Origin of the sequence: Bradyrhizobium sp. MOS002 (genome assembly GCF_003020115.1) — a bacterium.
GTDB lineage: Bacteria > Pseudomonadota > Alphaproteobacteria > Rhizobiales > Xanthobacteraceae > Bradyrhizobium.
This window is the reverse complement of record NZ_PYFX01000004.1, coordinates 427,971-446,316: the sequence shown is the minus strand read 5'-3', so window position 1 is coordinate 446,316 and position 18,346 is coordinate 427,971. Positions and strand designations below refer to the sequence as shown.

14 protein-coding genes are annotated in these 18,346 nt (G+C 64.9%); 7 read left to right on the top strand and 7 right to left on the bottom strand.

Annotated features, from left to right (window positions below):
- Positions 1-82: 82 nt before the first annotated feature.
- The 4 genes from C7G41_RS15050 to ppx all read left to right on the top strand — a co-directional run bounded on the left by C7G41_RS15050 (position 83) and on the right by ppx (position 5,235).
- Positions 83-625, top strand: coding sequence for a CDP-alcohol phosphatidyltransferase family protein (locus C7G41_RS15050; RefSeq protein WP_026233129.1), 543 nt, complete (start codon positions 83-85; stop codon positions 623-625).
- A 93-nt stretch (positions 626-718) separates the two neighbouring features.
- Positions 719-1,396 carry a DnaA ATPase domain-containing protein gene (locus C7G41_RS15045; protein ID WP_106943303.1) on the top strand — a complete coding sequence of 226 codons (678 nt, stop codon included), beginning with the start codon at positions 719-721 and terminating at the stop codon, positions 1,394-1,396.
- Between the two features lie 128 nt (positions 1,397-1,524).
- Positions 1,525-3,717 (top strand): RNA degradosome polyphosphate kinase, encoded by a 2,193-nt coding sequence (locus C7G41_RS15040; RefSeq protein ID WP_199198436.1) that lies wholly within the window; start codon positions 1,525-1,527, stop codon positions 3,715-3,717.
- A 15-nt stretch (positions 3,718-3,732) separates the two neighbouring features.
- Entirely contained in the window at positions 3,733-5,235 is a 1,503-nt protein-coding gene (gene ppx / locus C7G41_RS15035) for an exopolyphosphatase (RefSeq protein ID WP_106943302.1), read from the top strand.
- A gap of 59 nt (positions 5,236-5,294) precedes the next feature.
- On the opposite strand, the gene C7G41_RS15030 is transcribed toward ppx, so the two are convergent.
- Together C7G41_RS15030 and ndk are read right to left on the bottom strand one after the other, a co-directional pair.
- Positions 5,295-6,155, bottom strand: a complete 861-nt coding sequence (locus tag C7G41_RS15030) for a TerC family protein (RefSeq protein WP_106943301.1) — start codon at positions 6,153-6,155, stop codon at positions 5,295-5,297.
- 44 nt (positions 6,156-6,199) lie between these two features.
- Positions 6,200-6,622 carry a nucleoside-diphosphate kinase gene (gene ndk / locus C7G41_RS15025; protein WP_106943663.1) on the bottom strand — a complete coding sequence of 141 codons (423 nt, stop codon included), beginning with the start codon at positions 6,620-6,622 and terminating at the stop codon, positions 6,200-6,202.
- A gap of 309 nt (positions 6,623-6,931) precedes the next feature.
- Between ndk and C7G41_RS15020 the strand changes: the two genes are divergently transcribed.
- From C7G41_RS15020 to C7G41_RS15015, 3 genes are all read left to right on the top strand, one after another.
- Positions 6,932-7,183, top strand: coding sequence for a sulfur globule protein precursor (locus tag C7G41_RS15020; RefSeq protein ID WP_106943300.1), 252 nt, complete (start codon positions 6,932-6,934; stop codon positions 7,181-7,183).
- A 237-nt stretch (positions 7,184-7,420) separates the two neighbouring features.
- Entirely contained in the window at positions 7,421-7,594 is a 174-nt protein-coding gene (locus C7G41_RS37785) for a hypothetical protein (RefSeq protein ID WP_199198380.1), read from the top strand.
- A gap of 71 nt (positions 7,595-7,665) precedes the next feature.
- Positions 7,666-9,528, top strand: coding sequence for an ABC-F family ATP-binding cassette domain-containing protein (locus C7G41_RS15015; protein ID WP_106943299.1), 1,863 nt, complete (start codon positions 7,666-7,668; stop codon positions 9,526-9,528).
- Between the two features lie 159 nt (positions 9,529-9,687).
- On the opposite strand, the gene C7G41_RS15010 is transcribed toward C7G41_RS15015, so the two are convergent.
- The 5 genes from C7G41_RS15010 to C7G41_RS14990 all read right to left on the bottom strand — a co-directional run bounded on the left by C7G41_RS15010 (position 9,688) and on the right by C7G41_RS14990 (position 18,197).
- On the bottom strand, positions 9,688-10,653 hold the full coding sequence (locus tag C7G41_RS15010) for a tripartite tricarboxylate transporter substrate-binding protein (protein ID WP_106943298.1): 966 nt from the start codon (positions 10,651-10,653) through the stop codon (positions 9,688-9,690).
- A 165-nt stretch (positions 10,654-10,818) separates the two neighbouring features.
- A complete protein-coding gene (locus C7G41_RS15005; RefSeq protein WP_106943297.1) occupies positions 10,819-12,273 on the bottom strand; it encodes an HlyD family type I secretion periplasmic adaptor subunit in 1,455 nt (484 codons plus the stop codon).
- Complete coding sequence (locus tag C7G41_RS15000) at positions 12,260-14,392, bottom strand: type I secretion system permease/ATPase (RefSeq protein WP_106943296.1); 2,133 nt, start codon at positions 14,390-14,392, stop codon at positions 12,260-12,262. Before C7G41_RS15000 ends, C7G41_RS15005 begins: the two co-directional genes overlap by 14 nt.
- Before the next feature lie 29 nt (positions 14,393-14,421).
- The gene (locus C7G41_RS14995; RefSeq protein WP_106943295.1) at positions 14,422-17,268 is read right to left on the bottom strand and encodes a calcium-binding protein; all 2,847 of its coding nucleotides are present in this window, start codon (positions 17,266-17,268) and stop codon (positions 14,422-14,424) included.
- Positions 17,269-17,705: 437 nt separating this feature from the next.
- Positions 17,706-18,197, bottom strand: a complete 492-nt coding sequence (locus tag C7G41_RS14990; RefSeq protein ID WP_199198379.1) for a hypothetical protein — start codon at positions 18,195-18,197, stop codon at positions 17,706-17,708.
- Positions 18,198-18,346: the final 149 nt, after the last annotated feature.

The following is an 18,346-nucleotide window of genomic DNA, read 5'->3' as shown; positions in this document are numbered from 1 at the left end:
CCGTATACTATGTAGAGATATCAACCGGTTCAGCCTCCAAAGGGCCGAATTCGAGGTCAGGCCGGGTGCCGGGAAGCGCCGTGTGAGTATACCGAACATCATTACTTTGGGCCGCATCATGCTGGTCCCGATCATCGTCTGGGCCATCGTGTCGAGCCAAATGGAGGTGGCGTTCGCCGTCTTCCTGATCGCCGGCATCAGCGACGCGGTCGACGGCTTCCTTGCCAAGCGCTTCAACATGACGAGCGAGCTCGGCGCCTTGCTCGACCCGCTCGCCGACAAGGCGCTGCTGGTCTCGATCTACATGGCCCTGGGCATCTGGGGCGCTATTCCGCGCTGGATCGTCATCCTGGTGGTCTCGCGCGACATCATGATCGTCGCCGCCGTGATCATATCGTGGCTGTTCGACCGCCCTGTCGAGATGAAACCCTCGAAAGTATCCAAGCTCAACACTGTGGCGCAGGTGGCGTTCGCAGCGCTGGTGCTGGCCGCCCTCGCGTTCGGCTTCAAACCCGGTCCTTATGATATAATCCTGATGGGCCTCGTCACGGTCTTCACGCTCTCCTCCGTGTCGCTCTATCTCGTCGAGTGGTTGCGGCACATGAGCACGATCGAGGCCAAATGAGTTGGGACGCGGCCCCGCAAAAGGCCAACTCCCGCTCGATTAAGTCGCATCTCTTCAAACGACGCCGGCACGCCGGCACGGAGCAAAGCAAGCGTGCCAGGCCGCGTTCATCCCCGACAATTGGCGTTTTCGCTTCCGCATGCGGAGAGCCTGAGCCGGGACAACTTCCTCGAAGGCCCCGTCAATGCCGCCGGTCTTGCCCTCATCGACGCCTGGCCGGAATGGCCGAACCGGATCATGTGGCTGGCCGGCCCGGAAGGAAGCGGCAAGAGCCATCTCGCCGCGATCTGGGCCGAGGCCTCAGGCGCCCGCTCGACCACGGCCAATGGGCTGACCGCCGAAGCCGTCCCGACTGCGCTCGCCACCGGCGCGCTGGTGGTCGAGGATGCCAAGGCCGGGGAATTCGACGAGCGCGCCCTGTTCCATCTGATGAATATGGCCCGGGAGGACGGCGCCTACGTCCTCTTCACCGGACGCGAGGCGCCCGCCTCTCTCGAGATCGAGCTTGCCGACCTGCGCTCGCGGCTGCGCGCGGTGCCTTTCATCTCGCTGCTGCCGCCTGACGACCAGCTCTTCCGCGGCCTGATCGTCAAATTTTGCGCCGACCGCCAGCTCGCGGTGGACGAGAGCGTAGTCAGCTACCTCGCCACTCGCCTGGAGCGGTCCTCGGCCGCCGCCCGATGGGCAGTCGACCTGCTGGACAGCGAGGCTCTGCGGCTTGGCCGCCCGGTCACAAGGGCCCTGGCGGCCGAGCTGCTCCGGGATGTCTGACCAAGGCGGCTTGACGCGGCCGGGCGGCGGAACATCAATGTCATCGAAACGTCATCGCTCTAACACATGCTCCCGCGGGTTTTGCGCGTAAGTCGCAAATTGGGGCGAACTGGATGGATCGACTTCTGATGGACTCTGCGCAAGCTGTTGAAGTTAAAGAAAAAGCCCCGGAAGCCGAAGGCCCACCGGCGATCGCATCGAGCCCCGAGCGGTTCATCAATCGCGAGCTCTCCTGGCTGCACTTCAACCGCCGCGTCCTGGAGGAATCGGTCAATCCCAGCCACCCCATGCTGGAGCGCGTGCGATTCCTGTCGATTTCAGCGAATAACCTCGACGAGTTCTTCATGGTCCGCGTCGCCGGCATCAAGGCCCAGGTGCGCGAGGGCATTGCCGAGCGCAGCCCCGACGGTCTGACGCCGTCCGAACAGCTCGCGCTCATCAACCGGACCGTCTCGCAGCTTGCCTCCGACCAGCAGGCAATCTGGCGCGACCTGCGCGGCACGCTCGCCGGCGAGGGCATCGTACTGGTCGAGGGCAAGGAGGTCACCAAGGCGGAACGAACCTGGATCGAGGACTACTTCCTCAGCAACGTGTTCCCGCTGCTGACTCCGCTCGCGATCGACCCGGCCCACCCCTTCCCGTTCATTCCGAGCCTCGGCTTCACCATCGCGCTCCAGCTCACGCGCGCCGCCGACGGCAAGCAGATGAACGCGCTGATCCGCATGCCAGGCAAGATCGACCGCTTCATCCGCCTGCCGGCCGATGGCAAGGTCGTCCGGCTGATCTCGCTGGAGCAGGCCACCGCGCTATTCATCAACCGCCTGTTCCCGGGGTACAATCTGCACGGCCAGGGCGCATTCCGTGTCATCCGCGACTCCGAACTCGAAATCGAGGAAGAGGCCGAGGATCTCGTCCGCCTGTTCGAGACCGCGCTGAAGCGCCGTCGCCGCGGCTCGGTGATCCGGCTCGAGATCGACGCCAAGATGCCGGAGCAGCTGCGCAGCTTCGTGCAGCACGCGCTGTCAACCGCCGACGACGAGGTGTTCCTGGTCGACGGCGTGCTCGCCATGAACGAGCTCTCCCAGCTCACCCGCCTCGACCGGCCCGACCTCGAATTCACCCCTTACGTGCCGCGCCATCCCGAGCGCGTGCGCGAGCAAGGCGGCGACATCTTCGCTGCGATCCGGCAGAAGGACCTCGTCGTCCATCACCCCTACGAATCCTTCGACGTCGTCGTGCAATTCCTCCAGCAGGCGACGCGCGACCCCGACGTCGTCGCCATCAAGCAGACGCTCTACCGCACCTCCAGCAACTCGCCGATCGTGCGCGCGCTCGTGGAAGCCGCCGAAGCCGGCAAATCCGTCACCGCGCTGATCGAGCTGAAGGCGCGCTTCGACGAAGAGGCCAACATCCGCTGGGCGCGCGACCTCGAGCGCGCCGGCGTGCAGGTCGTCTATGGCTTCCTCGAACTGAAGACCCACGCGAAATTGTCGATGGTGGTGCGCCGCGAGGGCGGCAGTCTCACGACCTACGTCCACACCGGCACCGGCAATTACCACCCGGTGACAGCGCGCATCTACACTGATCTCTCCTACTTCACCTCGGACCCGACCATCGGCCGCGACGCTGCCCGCGTGTTCAACTTCATCACCGGCTATGCCGCGCCGAGCGATCTGGAAAAGATGGCGGTCTCGCCGCTGACCTTGCGCAAGCGCATCATCGAGCACATCCAGGGCGAGACCGCGCATGCGCGGCACGGCCGGCCCGGTGCGGTCTGGATGAAGATGAACGCGCTGGTCGACCCCGACATCATCGACGCCCTCTACGAGGCCTCACAGGCCGGCGTGCAGGTCGAGCTCGTGGTGCGCGGTATCTGCTGCCTGCGGCCCGGCATTCCCGGACTGTCGGAGAACATTCGCGTCAAGTCGATCATCGGACGCTTCCTGGAGCACGGCCGAATCTACTGCTTCGGCATGGGCCAGGGCCTGCCGAGCGCGAAAGCGGCTGTGTATATCTCCTCGGCCGACATGATGCCGCGCAACCTCGACCGCCGCGTCGAGGTGCTGTGTCCGCTGCAAAATCCCACGGTGCATCAGCAGGTTCTCGAACAGATCATGGTCGCGAATCTCAAGGACAATGAACAGAGCTGGCAATTGTTGCCGGACGGGTCCTCAACGCGTATGAAGACCGCGAAGGGCGAGGAGCCTTTCAACGTCCACAACTACTTCATGACAAATCCGAGTCTGTCTGGCCGTGGTAAGTCGCTCAAGGAATCCTCGCCGCGCCGCCTCACGCGCCGCAATGAACGTCATCAATCCTGATCCGGGATTGTCGGCGTGAAGCGGCCGCGCAAGCGCGGCTCGAGCGTCGCGGTCATCGACATCGGCTCCAACTCGGTCCGGCTCGTCGTCTACGAGGGACTGACGCGGAGCCTGATTCCGATCTTCAACGAGAAGACGCTGTGCGGCCTCGGGCGCGAGGTGCAGAGCACGGGACTGCTTGCGCCCGACGCCGTCGACAAGGCGTTGACCTCGCTCAAGCGCTTCCGTGCGTTGTGCCGGGTAATGCAGGTTGGACGGGTGTTTGCGATTGCGACCGCCGCCTGCCGCGACGCCTCCAACGGCGCCGACTTCATCGCCAAGGCCGAGCGCATCTGTGCGGTGAAGATCGAGATCCTGTCGGGCCCGCGCGAGGCGCGGCTGTCGGCGCTCGGCGTGATCTCCGGCATCCACCATCCCGACGGCATCGTCGGCGACCTCGGCGGCGGCTCGCTCGAACTGATCGACGTGCGCAAAAACACCGTGCGCAGCGGCGTGACGCTGCCGCTCGGCGGCCTCGCGCTGCAGGACCTCGCCCATAAATCCCTGAAACGAGCCGACCGCATCGTGCGCGAAGCGCTCGACGAAGTGCCGCAGCTCAAGGCAGGGAGCGGCCGCAGCTTCTATGCCGTCGGCGGCACCTGGCGCGCGCTTGCGCGCATCCACATCATCCAGAGCGGCTATCCGCTGCAGGTGATGCACGGCTATTCGATTTCGGCTGCCGAGGCGCTCGATTTTTCCCGTCGTCTCCGCCGGCTTGCGGCCGCCGGCATGCTCGCCGACATCGAGATCGTCGCCGATGCCCGGCGCCCGCTCCTCACCTATGCGGCACTGGTGCTCGAGCACATCATCCGGGTGGCGAAGCCGAAGACCATCGTGTTCTCGACGTTCGGCGTGCGCGAGGGCCTGCTGCACGAGAAGCTGCCGGAGTCCGAACGCAACAAGGACGGACTGATCTGCGCGGCCGAGGAGCTGAACCAACTGCTCTCGCGTTCGGCAAAGCACGCGCGCGAGCTGATCGCCTGGACCGACCGCCTCGCGCGCGTGGTGAAGCTGCGCGAGACCGAGGAGGACCGCCGTCTGCGCCACGCCGCGTGCCTGCTGTCCGACATCGGCTGGCGCGTGCATCCCGACCATCGCGGCGAGCAGACGATGAGCCTCGTCGTCAACGGCAATTTCGGCGCGATCACCCACACCGAGCGCGCCTTCGTCGGTCTGTCCGTGTTCTATCGCTATGCGGGCCTGAGTGAGGAGAACCAGCCGCCGGTCGCCATGCAGGAGCTGCTGACGCCGGCGCAGCTCGAGCGCGCCCGCCTGCTGGGCGCGGCCTTCCGCGTCGCGCATCTGATCTCGGCGGCGCGTCCGGGCGTCTTGCCTGCAACGCATTTCCGCAGCCTGGGCCGCAAACTGATGCTGGTGTTCGAGCACCGCCTCGGCGATCTCGTCGCGGACCGTGTCGGCAGCCGCTTCCGCGCGCTCGCCCGGCTGATCAACCGCGCTGGCTCGATCGTCCGGCGGTAGCGCGTGATCCGGAAAAGCGTGAATCGCTTTTCCGAAAAGATCATACTCAGAAGATAGATCTATTCCGCCGAGGCCTTGGCGTGGCGTTCGGAGGATTCCAGCGCGGCCGCGCTCATGCTGCGGCGGCGCCAGATGAAGCCGACGACCAGCACGACGACGACGCCAAGAGCCGCGCAGAGATATTCGCCGCCTCCGCCGCCATGGGCGAATTGCGGCGGGATGCGCAAGGCACCGAGCACGTTGTCCAGCGAGGCGCCGAACGGACCGTCGAACAGCGTGTGCAGCCTCGGCGCGATGCCGGGATCGGTCGCAATCACCTCGCCCGCGATCCAGCCGAGCAGCGCCGCGCCGGCCCACACCAGAACCGGCAGCTTTGCGAGCAGCGCCATGATCAGCGCCGCACCGGCGACGATCAAGGGCACGCTGATGGCAAGACCGAGCACCAGCAAGGGCACGCTGCCATTGGCGGCGGCGGCCACCGCAATGACGTTGTCCAGGCTCATGACGATGTCGGCGACGACGACGATCTGCACGGCCTGCCACAGATGCGAAGCCGACTCGACGCCGTCCTCGTCCTCCTGCTCCGGCACCAGCAGCTTTGCCGCAATCACAATCAGCGCAAGACCGCCGACCAGCTTGAGGTAGGGCAACTCCATCAGGCTCGCGACGATGCCCGTGAAGATGATCCGCAGCAGCACCGCGGCGCCGGCACCGAAGATCATGCCCCACAGCCGATGCCGCGGCTTGAGGCCGCGGCAGGCGAGCGCGATCACCAGCGCATTGTCGCCGGACAAGAGGATGTTGATCCAGATGATCTTGCCGACCGCGACCCAGAAGGTCGGTTCGGCCATCTCGACGCGGAACTGGGTGAAGAATGCCCCGATCGTAGCGGGATCGAAGATCTGCGAGAGCCAGTTCACACTACGTCCTTTCGCCGCGTCCCGTTAACTTATCGGCTGACGGATCAGCCGACGATCTCGTTGCCCGAGAAGAACTGCGCGATCTCGATCGCGGCGGTCTCCGGCGCATCCGAACCGTGCGCGGAGTTCTCGCCGATCGACTTTGCGTAGAGCTTGCGGATGGTGCCGTCGGCCGCCTTGGACGGATCGGTCGCACCCATCGCGTCGCGGTACTTGGCGACGGCGCCCTCGCCTTCCAGCACCTGGACCACCACGGGGCCCGAGGTCATGAATTCCACGAGCTCACCGAAGAACGGCCGCGCCTTGTGGACCGCATAGAAGGTTTCGGCCTGTTCCTTGGTCATGCGGATGCGCTTCTGCGCGACGATGCGCAGGCCCGCCTTCTCGATCACGGCGTTAACCGCACCGGTGAGGTTACGCGCGGTGGCGTCGGGCTTGATGATCGAGAAGGTGCGTTCGATGGCCATGATCTTGTCCTTGAAGAGGAAACGGTGGTTCGGAGTTGCCGGGCTTATATCGGCGCCTTCGCGATACGGCAAGCGACCGCCAAACCGACTCGCGGGCGCTTCGCCGCAGGCCAGGGGTCCGAATGCCAACATGGATTACGACGATTTCACCGAAATGAACCCAATCTGAAGGCCTCGTCAGGGTTTGGTTCAGGCTCGCTCGGATAATCTCAGGTCCATCGAAACCAAAGCCTCCTTCCGAGGCAGACCGTTTCGGCGGCCTTTCCATCGACGCGATAGCCCCGCGCCGACAGATTTGAGGAGATCACCATGTTGAGGAAACTTTCGCTCGCCGCCGTCGCCGCGGTTGCGCTTGGTGCCGCGCTGGCGCCGACCTCTGCGTCCGCTCATTGGCATGGCGGCTGGGGCCATGGCGGCGGCGGTGGCTGGCATCATGGCTGGGGCGGACCGCGCTTCTTTGCCGGCGGCCCCGTCTCCTACGGCTATGGCGGCTGCTATGTGCGCCGGCTGGTCCCGACCCCCTGGGGACCCCGCTGGCGGATGATCAACCGCTGCTACTGAGCCCGACAGCACCTTTCCAAGGATACCTGAACCAAAAGGGTACCTGAGCCCCCCAAGGTACCTTTCAAGCGAAGCCCCGGCGTCCCCCCAGCGCCGGGGCTTTGTGTTCGGAGGGGGATATTGCGGGGCTTCACACAATTTTTGCTAGAATGCCGCGCAATTGCCGCGAGTGGCGAAACCATTTAGGAGCCAAGGACTTGGTACCGTGTCGCTTCTTTGAGAACACGGAACCCTGCGATGGCTGGCCTTCTTGCCAATGACAGCGAGCAAATCGACCGGCGGACCAGCCGCTCGATCTCCGATGCCGTGGCCGAACGGCTCCAGCAGAGCCTGCGTCCCGAAGCCGGGCTGCCGACGCACCTCGAGCAACTCCTCAATGAGCTGAAGCAGCGCGATCGCGATTCGCATTGAGTTGACAAGCAGCGGCTTGCGGACACGGAAAAACGGGTTGCGTTTGATCCCGGGTGCGGTGACAAGGCCGCATGCTTGCTATCACCGACCTCTCCATCCGCCTCGCCGGACGCCTTCTGATTGACCAGAGTTCCGTGCAGATCACGCCCGGATCCCGCGTCGGCATGGTCGGTCGCAACGGCACCGGCAAATCGACCCTGTTCAAGGTGATCCGCGGCGAGCTCGCCGCCGAGCACGGCACGGTCACCCTGCCGCCCCGTTGGCGCGTCGGCAGCCTCGCGCAGGAAGCGCCAAACGGCCCCGAGAGCCTGATCTCGGTCGTGCTCAAGGCCGATCTCGAACGCGCCGCGCTGCTCACCGAGGCCGAGAGCGCGACCGACCCGCACCGGATCGCCGAGATCCAGACCCGGCTGGTCGACATCGACGCGCATTCGGCACCGAGCCGCGCCGCCGCCATCCTCTCCGGCCTCGGCTTCTCCGCCACCGACCAGCTCCGCCCCTGCGCCGAATTCTCCGGCGGCTGGCGCATGCGCGTTGCGCTCGCCGCCACGCTGTTCGCGGCTCCCGACCTGCTGCTGCTCGACGAGCCCACCAACTACCTCGACCTCGAAGGCACGCTGTGGCTCGAGGATCACCTCGCGCATTATCCGCGCACAGTGATCGTGATCAGCCATGACCGCGACCTGCTGGAAAGCTCGGTCGACCAGATCCTGCATCTGGATCGCAGCAAGCTCACGCTTTACAAAGGCACCTACTCCTCCTTCGAGGAGCAGCGCGCCATGCGCGAGATGCTCGATGCCAAAGCGGTCAAGCGCCAGGAGGCCGAACGCGCGCGTCTGCAAGCCTTCGTCGATCGCTTCAAGGCGAAAGCCTCGAAAGCACGCCAGGCGCAGTCCCGTGTGAAAATGCTGGAGCGGCTGAAGCCGATCACGGCGCTGGTCACCCAGGACGTGCGCGAGATCAGCTTTCCCGCGCCGGAGAAAATCCTGTCGCCGCCGATCATCGCCGCCGACAACGTCGTGGTCGGCTACGATCCGAACACGCCCGTGCTTAACCGCGTTACCTTGCGCGTCGACAATGACGACCGCATCGCGCTCCTTGGTTCCAACGGCAACGGCAAGTCGACGCTGGTGAAGCTGCTCGCCGGCCGCCTCGCGCCGTTCTCGGGCAAGGTGACCCGCGCCGACAAGCTCTCGATTGCCTATTTCGCCCAGCACCAGCTCGACGAATTGAACGAGGATGCCTCGACCTACGACCACGTCCGCAAGCTGATGGGGGAAGCGCCTGAGGCCAAGGTGCGCGCACGCGCCGGTGCCATCGGATTCTCCGGCAAGGCGGCCGATACCAAGGTTGGAAAATTGTCGGGCGGCGAGAAGGCGCGGCTCCTGCTGGGACTTGCGACCTTCTTCGGCCCCAACATGATCATCCTGGACGAGCCGACCAACCATCTCGACATCGACAGCCGCGCCGCGCTCGCGGAAGCCATCAACGAATTCCCCGGCGCCGTCATCATGGTTTCGCACGACCGCTATCTGATCGAGTCCTGCGCCGACCAGCTCTGGATCGTCGCCGACCGCACCGTGACCAATTACGACGGCGACCTCGACGAATACCGCCGCCTGGTGCTGTCCGCGCGCAATGGCGAGCCCGCCCCGCGCGAGCGCAACGCGGCGAGCGAGAAGCCGCAGCGTCCGAGATCGGACAATCGCGGCTCGCTGAAGAAGCGTATCGCGGAAGCCGAAGGCGAGATCGCCCGCGTCAGCGAGATCATCAGCAAGATCGACATTGCGCTGGCCCTGCCCGACATCTTCACCCGCGATCCCAAGCAGGCCGCGCAACTGTCGAAAGCACGGGCCAATGCGGCCGACGCGCTGGCGCGCGCCGAAGAGCAGTGGCTCGAGGCGAGCACGCAGTTCGATGCGGCGGCGGGTTGAAGCTCCACGACCGGGCCGACATTAAAAATCGCAAAAACAACCCCATGCACAGTACCGGTATTTTAATACCTGGTAATTAGCTGTTGAATGGACTGTTCTTTACCGTGTCGGCTTAGCTCGCCCGCGCGGTGATGTCGTTACGAATTGCGCAGGAATGGCTCAGTCCGCAAACTGGCCGGCTGCCTTGATCATCGGCGCCCAGCGGTCGACTTCGCTCGCGAGCATCGCCGCCAGCGCCTCCGGAGTCGCCTTCTCCTGCGGGACCGGCTCCGTGTTGATGTCGTTGAACCGAGCGATCAGCGCGGGATCCTTGAGTGCGGACTGGAGCGCTGCCGTCAGCTTCTGAACGACCGCCGATGGTGTGCCCTTGGGGGCATAGATGCCGTGCCAGACGCCAAGTTCGAATCCTTTGAGGCCGGCCTCGTCGGCCGTCGGCAAATCGGGCAGGCTCTTCAGCCGCTCCTTGGTGGTGATCGCATAGGCTTTCACCTGTTTCGCCATGATCGGGCCGGTCGTGTTCGTGGCCTGGTCGCAGGTGAGGTCGATCTGCTTGCCCAGAAGATCGTTCATGATGGGTCCGTTGCCCTTGTAGGGCACCGCGGTAAGCTGCTTCTGGATCGCCGTCATGAACAGCATGCCGCAGAGATGCGAGGCCGCTCCGAGCCCGGCATTGGCATAGGTCAATTTGTCGCCCTGCTGTTGGGCGTAGGCGACCAATTCCTTGAGCGTGTCGGCGGGAAAATCCGCACGCGCGATGATGGTCATCGGCGCATTGGTCACAAGCCCGATCGGCGCAAAGGCCGTCTTCGTGTCATAGCTGAGGTTGCGGTAAAGTGTGGCGGCGGTCGACAGGCCGACATGATGGATCAGCAGCGTGTATCCGTCCGGCTGGGCTCGCGAGGCGCGGGTCGTGGCGATGGTGCCACCGGCGCCGGGAGCGTTCTCGACGATGACCTGTTGGCCGAGCGATTTCGTCATGCCTGCCGCGGTCAGACGGGCAATGGTGTCCGTAGGTCCGCCGGCGGCGAACGGCACCAGCATGGTGACGGGCCTGACTGGATAGTCCTGGGCGAGCGCCGCGCCAAACGGCAAGATCAGAGCCGACACGAGGGCAATGAGCCGCATAGTTTCCTCCAAATTTCTGCTTGCTCCTATGTACGCATTCCGGGCTGCGCGGCCACACCAAAACGACTTCATCGAGAGTGGCGCGCCCGCGGCATGGTGTAGCTGCCGAAAAACCCGATCGGTTCTCAGCGCGCCTCGCGAAGCTTCCTCGGCAACAGGCGGGAACTAGCGCTCCCGCATGATCTCGTGCCGGTAGCGCTGCAGGGGCGACAGGAGATAGCTCAGGATGGTGCGCGAACCGGTCCTGATCTCGACGGTCACCGCCATCCCCGGGGACAGATTGACGAGGCGGTCGTCCACCTGCATCTGGTTGCGATCGAGCGAGATGCGGGCGCTGTAGCTCAACTCCTGCCCGCTGGGCTCGCTGCTGTCGCGTGGCGTCCCGAGCGCACGGTCGCTCCCGCGCTCCTGCGGCCGGTCGCGGATGATGGCGTCCTGCGAGACGCTCACGACCTGGCCTGCGAGAAGCCCGTAGCGGGTGAAATTGAAAGTGTCGATCTTGATGGCGGCGCCCTGCCCGGCCTCGACGAATCCGATATCGCGGTTGGAGATCATCGCCTCGATCTCGAGCCGCGTATCGGTCGGCACGATCACCAACAGCGACTGTGCGGGCGTGACTACGCCGCCCACGGTGTGGACCGCAAGCTGTTGCACGACGCCGTCGACTGGCGACGTCAGTTGCTGAAGCCTCGTCCTCTGCTGCGCCTTGATCAGATCGCGTGCGACGCCATTGGCTTTCTGTTCGCTCTTGGCAAGCTCGTCAGAGAGACTTTTCCTGTACTCGGCCAGGGCCTGGATGCGAGTCTCCCGGATCGCGGCGACGGCCGCCTCGGCCTCCTTCAGGCGGCTGCTCTGGACGCGAAGCTCCTCCTGCTGCTCGATCTGGAGCTGGAGGGTCTCATAGTAGGTCAGCTTCGAGCCGATCTCCTTCTCCATCAGCGTCTTGCGGATCTCGACACGCTGCTGGGTGACCGGCAGCAACGCATCAAGCTTGTGAATCGTCGCCGCAATCGTCTGATGTTCGGCTTCCTTCTGTGCTTCCTGACGTGCCAGCGCCGCGAGCTTGGCCCTGTTCTCGCTGACCTGATTGGCGAGGAGCTGCCGTTGCGTCGCGACCAGCATGGGATCGGCGTCCTCCGGTACGACGAGATCGACGGACACCTCTTCGCTGCCCGTCAATGCGGCGCGGAGGCGCGCAACGTTGAGCCGCTCGGCCATGAGATCGTCGTGCAGACGATCGCGCTCTGCGGCATTTACGGTCGGATCAAGCTCGATCAGCAGGTCGCCCGATTTGACCAATTGCCCGTCCTGCACGTGAATGGCGCGCACCACGCCGGTCTCGAACGGCTGGACCACCTTGCTTCGCCCGCTCGACACGACCTTGCCGGTTGCGGACGCCACGATGTCGATGGTGCCCCAGGCCGACCAGGCCAGCGCCGCGCAGACAAGCAGCATCAGGGCCATTGCGATGGCGCGGCCGATCGGCGATGGCGGTGTTTCCGTGATTTCCAGCGCCGCGGGCAGGAAGGCGACTTCCTCGGCGCGCCGGCCCTTTCCATTCCGGAACGGGATCACGGTCTGCTCCGGCCGAGCGGCCGGCACAGTGCTAACCGACCTCATAGATGCCTCCCTGGAGACGATGCAGGGCGGCGTAGCGGCCGCCGGTCTTGATCAGCGCATCATGCGTGCCGTCCTCGACCAGACGGCCGCGTTCCAAGGTGAAGATACGATCGGCGCCGCGGACGGTGGACAGACGGTGCGCGATGATCAGGACGGTGCGGCCTTTCGCAATGTCCTTCATGTTGTCATGGATGATCCGCTCGCTCTCATAGTCGAGCGCGCTGGTGGCTTCGTCGAAGATCAGTATCCGGGGATTGCCCACCAGCGCGCGAGCGATCGCGATGCGCTGGCGCTGCCCGCCCGAGAGCGTCGAGCCACGTTCGCCGACCACCGTATCGTAGCCCTCGGGGAGCTCCAGAATGAAATCATGCGCGCCCGCCAGCTTCGCCGCGTCGATGATGCGATCCATCGGCAGGCTCGGATCGGCCAGCGCGATGTTGTCGCGCACCGACCGGTTGAACAGCATGTTGTCCTGGAGCACGATTCCGACCTGCCGACGGAGACCCGCCGGGTCGGTCGTCATCAGATCCATGCCGTCGACCAGCACCCGGCCGCCTTGCGGAACGTAGAGCCGCTGCACCAGCTTGGCGAAGGTGCTTTTGCCCGAGCCGGACGATCCGACGATGCCGACGGTTTGGCCGGCTGGAATGTCGAATGAAACATCGTGCAGGATTTCCGGCCCATCGGGCCGGTAGCGGAAAGACACGTGCTCGAAGCGGATGTTGCCCCGGATCGGCGGCAGCCCGGCGCGGGCGGCGGAGTAAGCCGGCTCCGCCGCGCTGTTGAGGATGTCGCCGAGCCGCGCGATCGACAGCCGCGCCTGATGAAAATCCTGCCAGACCTGCGCGAGCCGCAGCACCGGAGCCGACACCCGCCCTGCGAAGATGTTGAAGGCCACGAGCTCGCCGACGCTCAGCGCGTCACCGATCACCAGCCTGGCGCCGACATAGAGAACGGCGGCGGTAACGATCTTGCTGACGAGCTGCACGAGCTGGCTTGCCGTGTTGCCGAGGCTGGTGACACCGAAGCTCGCGGAGACATAGCCTGCGAGCTGCTCTTCCCAGCGGCGCTGCATCTGCGGCTCGACCGCCATCGCCTTCAGCGTTTCGATGCCGCTGACGCTCTCGACCAGGAAGGCCTGGTTCTCGGCGCCGCGGCGGAATTTCTCGTCCAGCCTGCGGCGAAACAGCGGCGTCGCCACGGCCGAGATCGCGATGTAAAACGGGAACGATGCCAGCACGATGAAGCTCATCTGCGCCGAATACGCGAACATCACCGCCAGGAACACCGAGGTGAAGACCAGGTCGATAAGAAGCGTCAGCGACGAGCTGGTGATGAAATTGCGGATGTTCTCGAGCTCACGGACCCGGGCCACGGAATCTCCGACGCGCCTGGCCTGAAACCAGGCCATTGGCAGCGCCAGCAGATGGTGGAACAGGCGTGCCCCGAGCTCGACGTCGATGCGGTTGGTCGTGTGCGCAAACAGGTAATTGCGCAGGATCCCGAGCACGGTGTCGAACAGGGAGACGACGACGAGGCCGATGACGAGGACGTCGAGCGTGGACAGCGACCGGTGCACCAGCACCTTGTCGATCACGACCTGGAAAAACAGCGGCGAGACCAGCGCAAACAGCTGGAGGAAGAACGAAGCCGCCAGCACCTCGCCCAGCAGCCGCCGGTATTTGCCGATCGCGCCGATGAACCAGGTGATATCGAAGTGCCGCCCGAGGTCGGACAGGCCGGCGCGCCGGACCATCAGGATCAAGCCGCCGTCCCAGATCGCGCACAGCTCGTCGCGATCCATCAGCACCGGGCGCTGCGCCTGCGGAGACTGCACCAGCACCTTGTCGGCGGAGGCCTTTGCGATGACCATGAAGCCGCCGTCCCGCAGCATTGCGATCGCAGGCAGCGGGGTGTCCGACAGACGGCTCCACTGCGTTCGATAGGTTCGCGCTTTAAGTCCGAGAGACCTGGCGCAGCGGACGATATCCGCTGCGCCGAAGCTTGCCACGCCTAGCCGGTGCCTGAGCTGCGCGCGATCGGCCGCAACACCTTGCAGGTGCAGCAGCGTCAGCAACGCATCGAGCCCCGTATCGGTGGAGACCGCGTTCGTCGTCATGAGCGTTCTCCGGGCCGATGCAGCCGGCTTCAGGCGTGCTGCGGCGGTGCGAGCACCTGGCTCTGCATCGCGTGCGGATCGGGCAGTGGCATTTCGCCGTTCCCCTCACCTGCCGGGACAAAGCTGGCCGCCATGGCCTGGTTGAGCAGCATCGCGGCCGCGAACGCTCCGCCCTGGATGACGACGTTGTTGCCGGTGCCGCCGTCCAGGATGTCGAGGCCGCCGCCACCGATCAGCACGTCATCCCCGGCACCACCCGCCAGCGTGTCGTTGCCGGGGCTGCCGATCAGCACATCGTCGCCGTTGCCGCCATTGGCAACGAGCTGGATGCCGCCGTGCAGACCGGAGGCCGTGATGACGTCGTCGCCATCGAGACCGTTGATGACGATCCTGTCGCCCGCGCCGGCATCGGTGATGTTGATGTCCTGGCCAAGCCCCGACACCGTGATGATGCCGTCGTGCTCGGTCACGGTGATGACGTCGTTGCCGCCGGTTGCGTTGATGGTCACGGTATCCGCGGCGCCGTCATTGGCGCCGAGATCGAGGTCGACCTGGCTCACGCCGGTGCCGGAGAGGTCGCCGACGGTAATGTTGTCGGCACCGCCGAGGGCATTGAAGTCGACATGCTCGACCCCGTTCAGGTCCATCGCGATGGCGGCGACATCTCGCGTGAACAGCACCCGGCCGCCATTGGCCGAGATGTTGATGTTCTCGCTGATATTGGCGCCGTTGAATGCCAGCGTGTCGGTGCCCTTGCCGCCTTCGACGGTGTCGCTGCCGTCGCCGGGGTTCCAGACGAAGGTGTCGTCACCCGCGCCCAGATTGGCGAAATCGTTGCCGCGTCCGCCGGTCACAATGTCATTGCCGGCACTGCCGGTGATGGTGTCGTTGCCGTCGCCGCCATTGATGTTGAGGCTGAACGACTGTCCCGCCTTGATGGAAGATGCATTGATGACGTCATTGCCTTGTCCGCCGTTGATGCCGAGCACATCACCGGCGTCCGCGTGCGCAATCGTCACCTGCGCAGCGAGGCCGTTGACCACGATCGATCCGCCGGCGGTCACGACCGATATGTTGTCGTCACCGGTCGTGCCGTTCACGGTCACGCGGTCCGCCGCTCCGTCGCCGCTCTGGCTGCCGGGGCCGGCACTGAGATCGATGGCAACCTGCCCGATTCCAATCCCGGTCAGATCGTTGACGGTGATGTTGTCGGCGCCGCCTGCTGCCGCGATCTGCACGTGCTCGATGCCGTCGAGGTCCATGACGATAGCACCGACGTCACGGGTGAGTAGCGCACGGCTTCCGTTCGCCGAGATCGACATGTTCTCGGCCACATTGGAGCCGTTGAACACCAGCGTATCGGTTCCCGTGCCGCCTTCGACAGTGTCGCTGCCGTCACCGGGATTCCACGTGAAGATGTCGTCGCCCGCGCCGAGAAGCGCGACGTCATTGCCGCGGCCGCCGATGACCTTGTCGTTGCCGTCGCCGCCGATCAGGGTGTCCGCTCCCTGGCTGCCGGTGATGGTGTCGTTGCCCGCACCGCCGTCGATGGTCAGCCCGATCGCCACGCCGAGCGTGGATGCATCGATGACGTCGTTGCCGCCGAGCGCCTGGACGACGAGCCGGTCGTTGCCGGCCTCTGCGTTTGCGATCGTCACGACCTCCGGTAGCCCCGTGACCGTGACCGTTGTGCCCGTGGCTGTGACGTCGATGTGCTGATTGCCGTTGCTGCCGTTGACGGTAATCGTATCCGCTGCGCCGTCGCCCTGCGTCCCTCCCGGAACGGCTCCGAGATCAACCAGCACCTGCTTGACGCCGGTCCCGGTGAGGTCGCCGACGGTGATGTTGTCGGCGCCGCCGCGCGCATCGAATTCGATCTGCTCGACGCTGTTGAGATCCATCGTGATGTTGGCGACGTCGCGTGTGAAGCGCACCCTGCCGCCATTGGCCGAGATGTTGATGGTCTCGTTGATGTTGGCGCCATTGAAAAGCAGCTTGTCGCTGCCCGAGCCGCCCTCGACCGTGTCGCTGCCGTCGCCGGGGTTCCAGATGAAAGTGTCGTCGCCACTCCCGAGCTGGGCCACGTCGTTGCCGCGTCCGCCATTGACGATGTCGTCGCCGCTGCCGCCGATGATAAGGTCGTTTCCGTCGCCGCCGATGATCCTGTCGTTGCCGGCGCCGCCATCGAGCGTCAGCGAGATCAGGCTGCCGAGCCCGTTGCCCGCGGCGATGACATCGTCGCCGCCGCCGCCGTGCAAGACGAGATTTTCCGTCGTGCCGATGTCGAGCGAGAACGGCGCCGCTCCCGTCCCGTCGAGCCGCACGCGGGTGCCGTTCGCCGTGATCGTGAAAGCCTCGGCGGCGTTGCTTCCGTTGACCTCGGCTGTATCGTTGCCCTCCCCGCCTTCGAACAGGTTGGTGCCGCCGCCCGCATTCCAGACCATGAGATCGTCGCCGGCCTCGCCGAACAGCTGGTTGTCGCCGCTGCCGCCGTCCAGGATGTCGTTACCCGCTCCGCCGAACAGCAGATCGTTGCCGCCGCCGCCCTTGATCAAATCGTTGCCGGCCTGACCAAATAGAAGGTCGGCCCCCGAGCCGCCCGTGATCCTGTCATTGCCGTCACCGCCGAAGATGTGCACCGCCGGCATCGGACCGTGGCATTCGTCGACGGTGATCGTGTCGTCACCGGCTTGACCGAAGATGTCGATCGCGGTGGTGTTGTCGACCGTGGGTTCGCCACCAACCGTTTTCACGTGACCGTTATTGACCAGGATGCGGCCGGACTTGTCGCGACTTATCACGAGGCCGTTATTGGTGCTGTCGCCGAAAGTGGTGAGCTGCCCCGTAACCGGGGAAAAAACAGAGGTAATGGACATCCAAATGATCCTTCCGACCTAGCCCCTCCCCTCGTGGGTAGCATTCGCGCGCATGACATTCTTGAACCCTTGCTTGAGACGCACGTGATTATTCTGGAGATTTCCTCCAGTTTTGCTTCGGGGCAGTTTTCGACAGCGGATGCGAAGGCTCTCTCATCACGAATCGCCTGATCACGGATCACGCGTAACGCCCGCGTGATTTTCGACGCGCGCGAAAGAACGCGGCTCGAGGCAATGAAGGCGCTTTGGGCGAAGGTCGGCAGCCGCGATGTCGAAACGCACGAACAAGATCGCCGGCGAGCGCGAACGGAGAGATCGCGGTTCACGCCTGGGCCATCGCAATCAAGGGACGCAAAACCGCTTGATGATGGGAGGTAGGCATGCGCGGCTGATCGCATCGACAGCCGCAACGGCATCAGGGTAAAAGGCCGACCGTGCTACGCTGACTTCTTCTTCGCCTTCGGCTTGGTCGCCTTCGGCATCACCGGCGCCTCGGGCGTGCCCTCGATCGAGGACAGGCGGCCGGACGTGAAGGTGTAGATGCCGGCGCGCGGACCGGTCGTCCACGTCACGACCGCAACGCGCCTGCCGGCGGCATCGCCGGAGAGGTTGACGCTCGAGGGCGCGCCGATGCCGCGCACAACGTCGCATTCGGTGTGGCCGAGCGCGACGGTGCCGCCCATGGGGGCCGGCGCGGTCGTCGACGCATTGGCATCGGCCGGCCCGGGCGGCGGCGCCATGCCGGCACAGCCCCCGTCGGCGCTGACCAGATCCTCGGCCCCGACCGGCTTGTCGGGGGTCAGCGGCGGCGACTCAATCGAGATGCTTTTGATGAACAGGCGGCTGGGCGTGTTGAACCACTGGGTGTCCCTGGACAACAGATCGGACCCGCCCGAACAGCCCGCGACCAGCGGGGCTACGGCAGCCAACGCAATTATGAGCGAGCTGGGAAGCTTTTGATGTCGCACGATAAACTAAATTCCCCGCGTGAAGGATCGGCCCTAAGCAATTGTCCCAACATCACTTTGCGGCACGAAGGTGACAAACGCCATCATCACCCGAAAAGTGCAAATTATCA

Excerpts from the sequence above, each read along its gene's own strand:
- C7G41_RS15040 (WP_199198436.1), top strand. The coding sequence starts at position 1,525 with ATGGACTCTGCGCAAGCTGTTGAAGTTAAAGAAAAAGCCCCGGAAGCC.
- ndk (WP_106943663.1), bottom strand. The coding sequence starts at position 6,622 with ATGGCCATCGAACGCACCTTCTCGATCATCAAGCCCGACGCCACCGCG.
- C7G41_RS15020 (WP_106943300.1), top strand. The coding sequence starts at position 6,932 with ATGTTGAGGAAACTTTCGCTCGCCGCCGTCGCCGCGGTTGCGCTTGGT.
- C7G41_RS37785 (WP_199198380.1), top strand. The coding sequence starts at position 7,421 with ATGGCTGGCCTTCTTGCCAATGACAGCGAGCAAATCGACCGGCGGACC.
- C7G41_RS15015 (WP_106943299.1), top strand. The coding sequence starts at position 7,666 with ATGCTTGCTATCACCGACCTCTCCATCCGCCTCGCCGGACGCCTTCTG.
- C7G41_RS15010 (WP_106943298.1), bottom strand. The coding sequence starts at position 10,653 with ATGCGGCTCATTGCCCTCGTGTCGGCTCTGATCTTGCCGTTTGGCGCG.
- C7G41_RS15005 (WP_106943297.1), bottom strand. The coding sequence starts at position 12,273 with ATGAGGTCGGTTAGCACTGTGCCGGCCGCTCGGCCGGAGCAGACCGTG.
- C7G41_RS15000 (WP_106943296.1), bottom strand. The coding sequence starts at position 14,392 with ATGACGACGAACGCGGTCTCCACCGATACGGGGCTCGATGCGTTGCTG.
- C7G41_RS14995 (WP_106943295.1), bottom strand. The coding sequence starts at position 17,268 with ATGTCCATTACCTCTGTTTTTTCCCCGGTTACGGGGCAGCTCACCACT.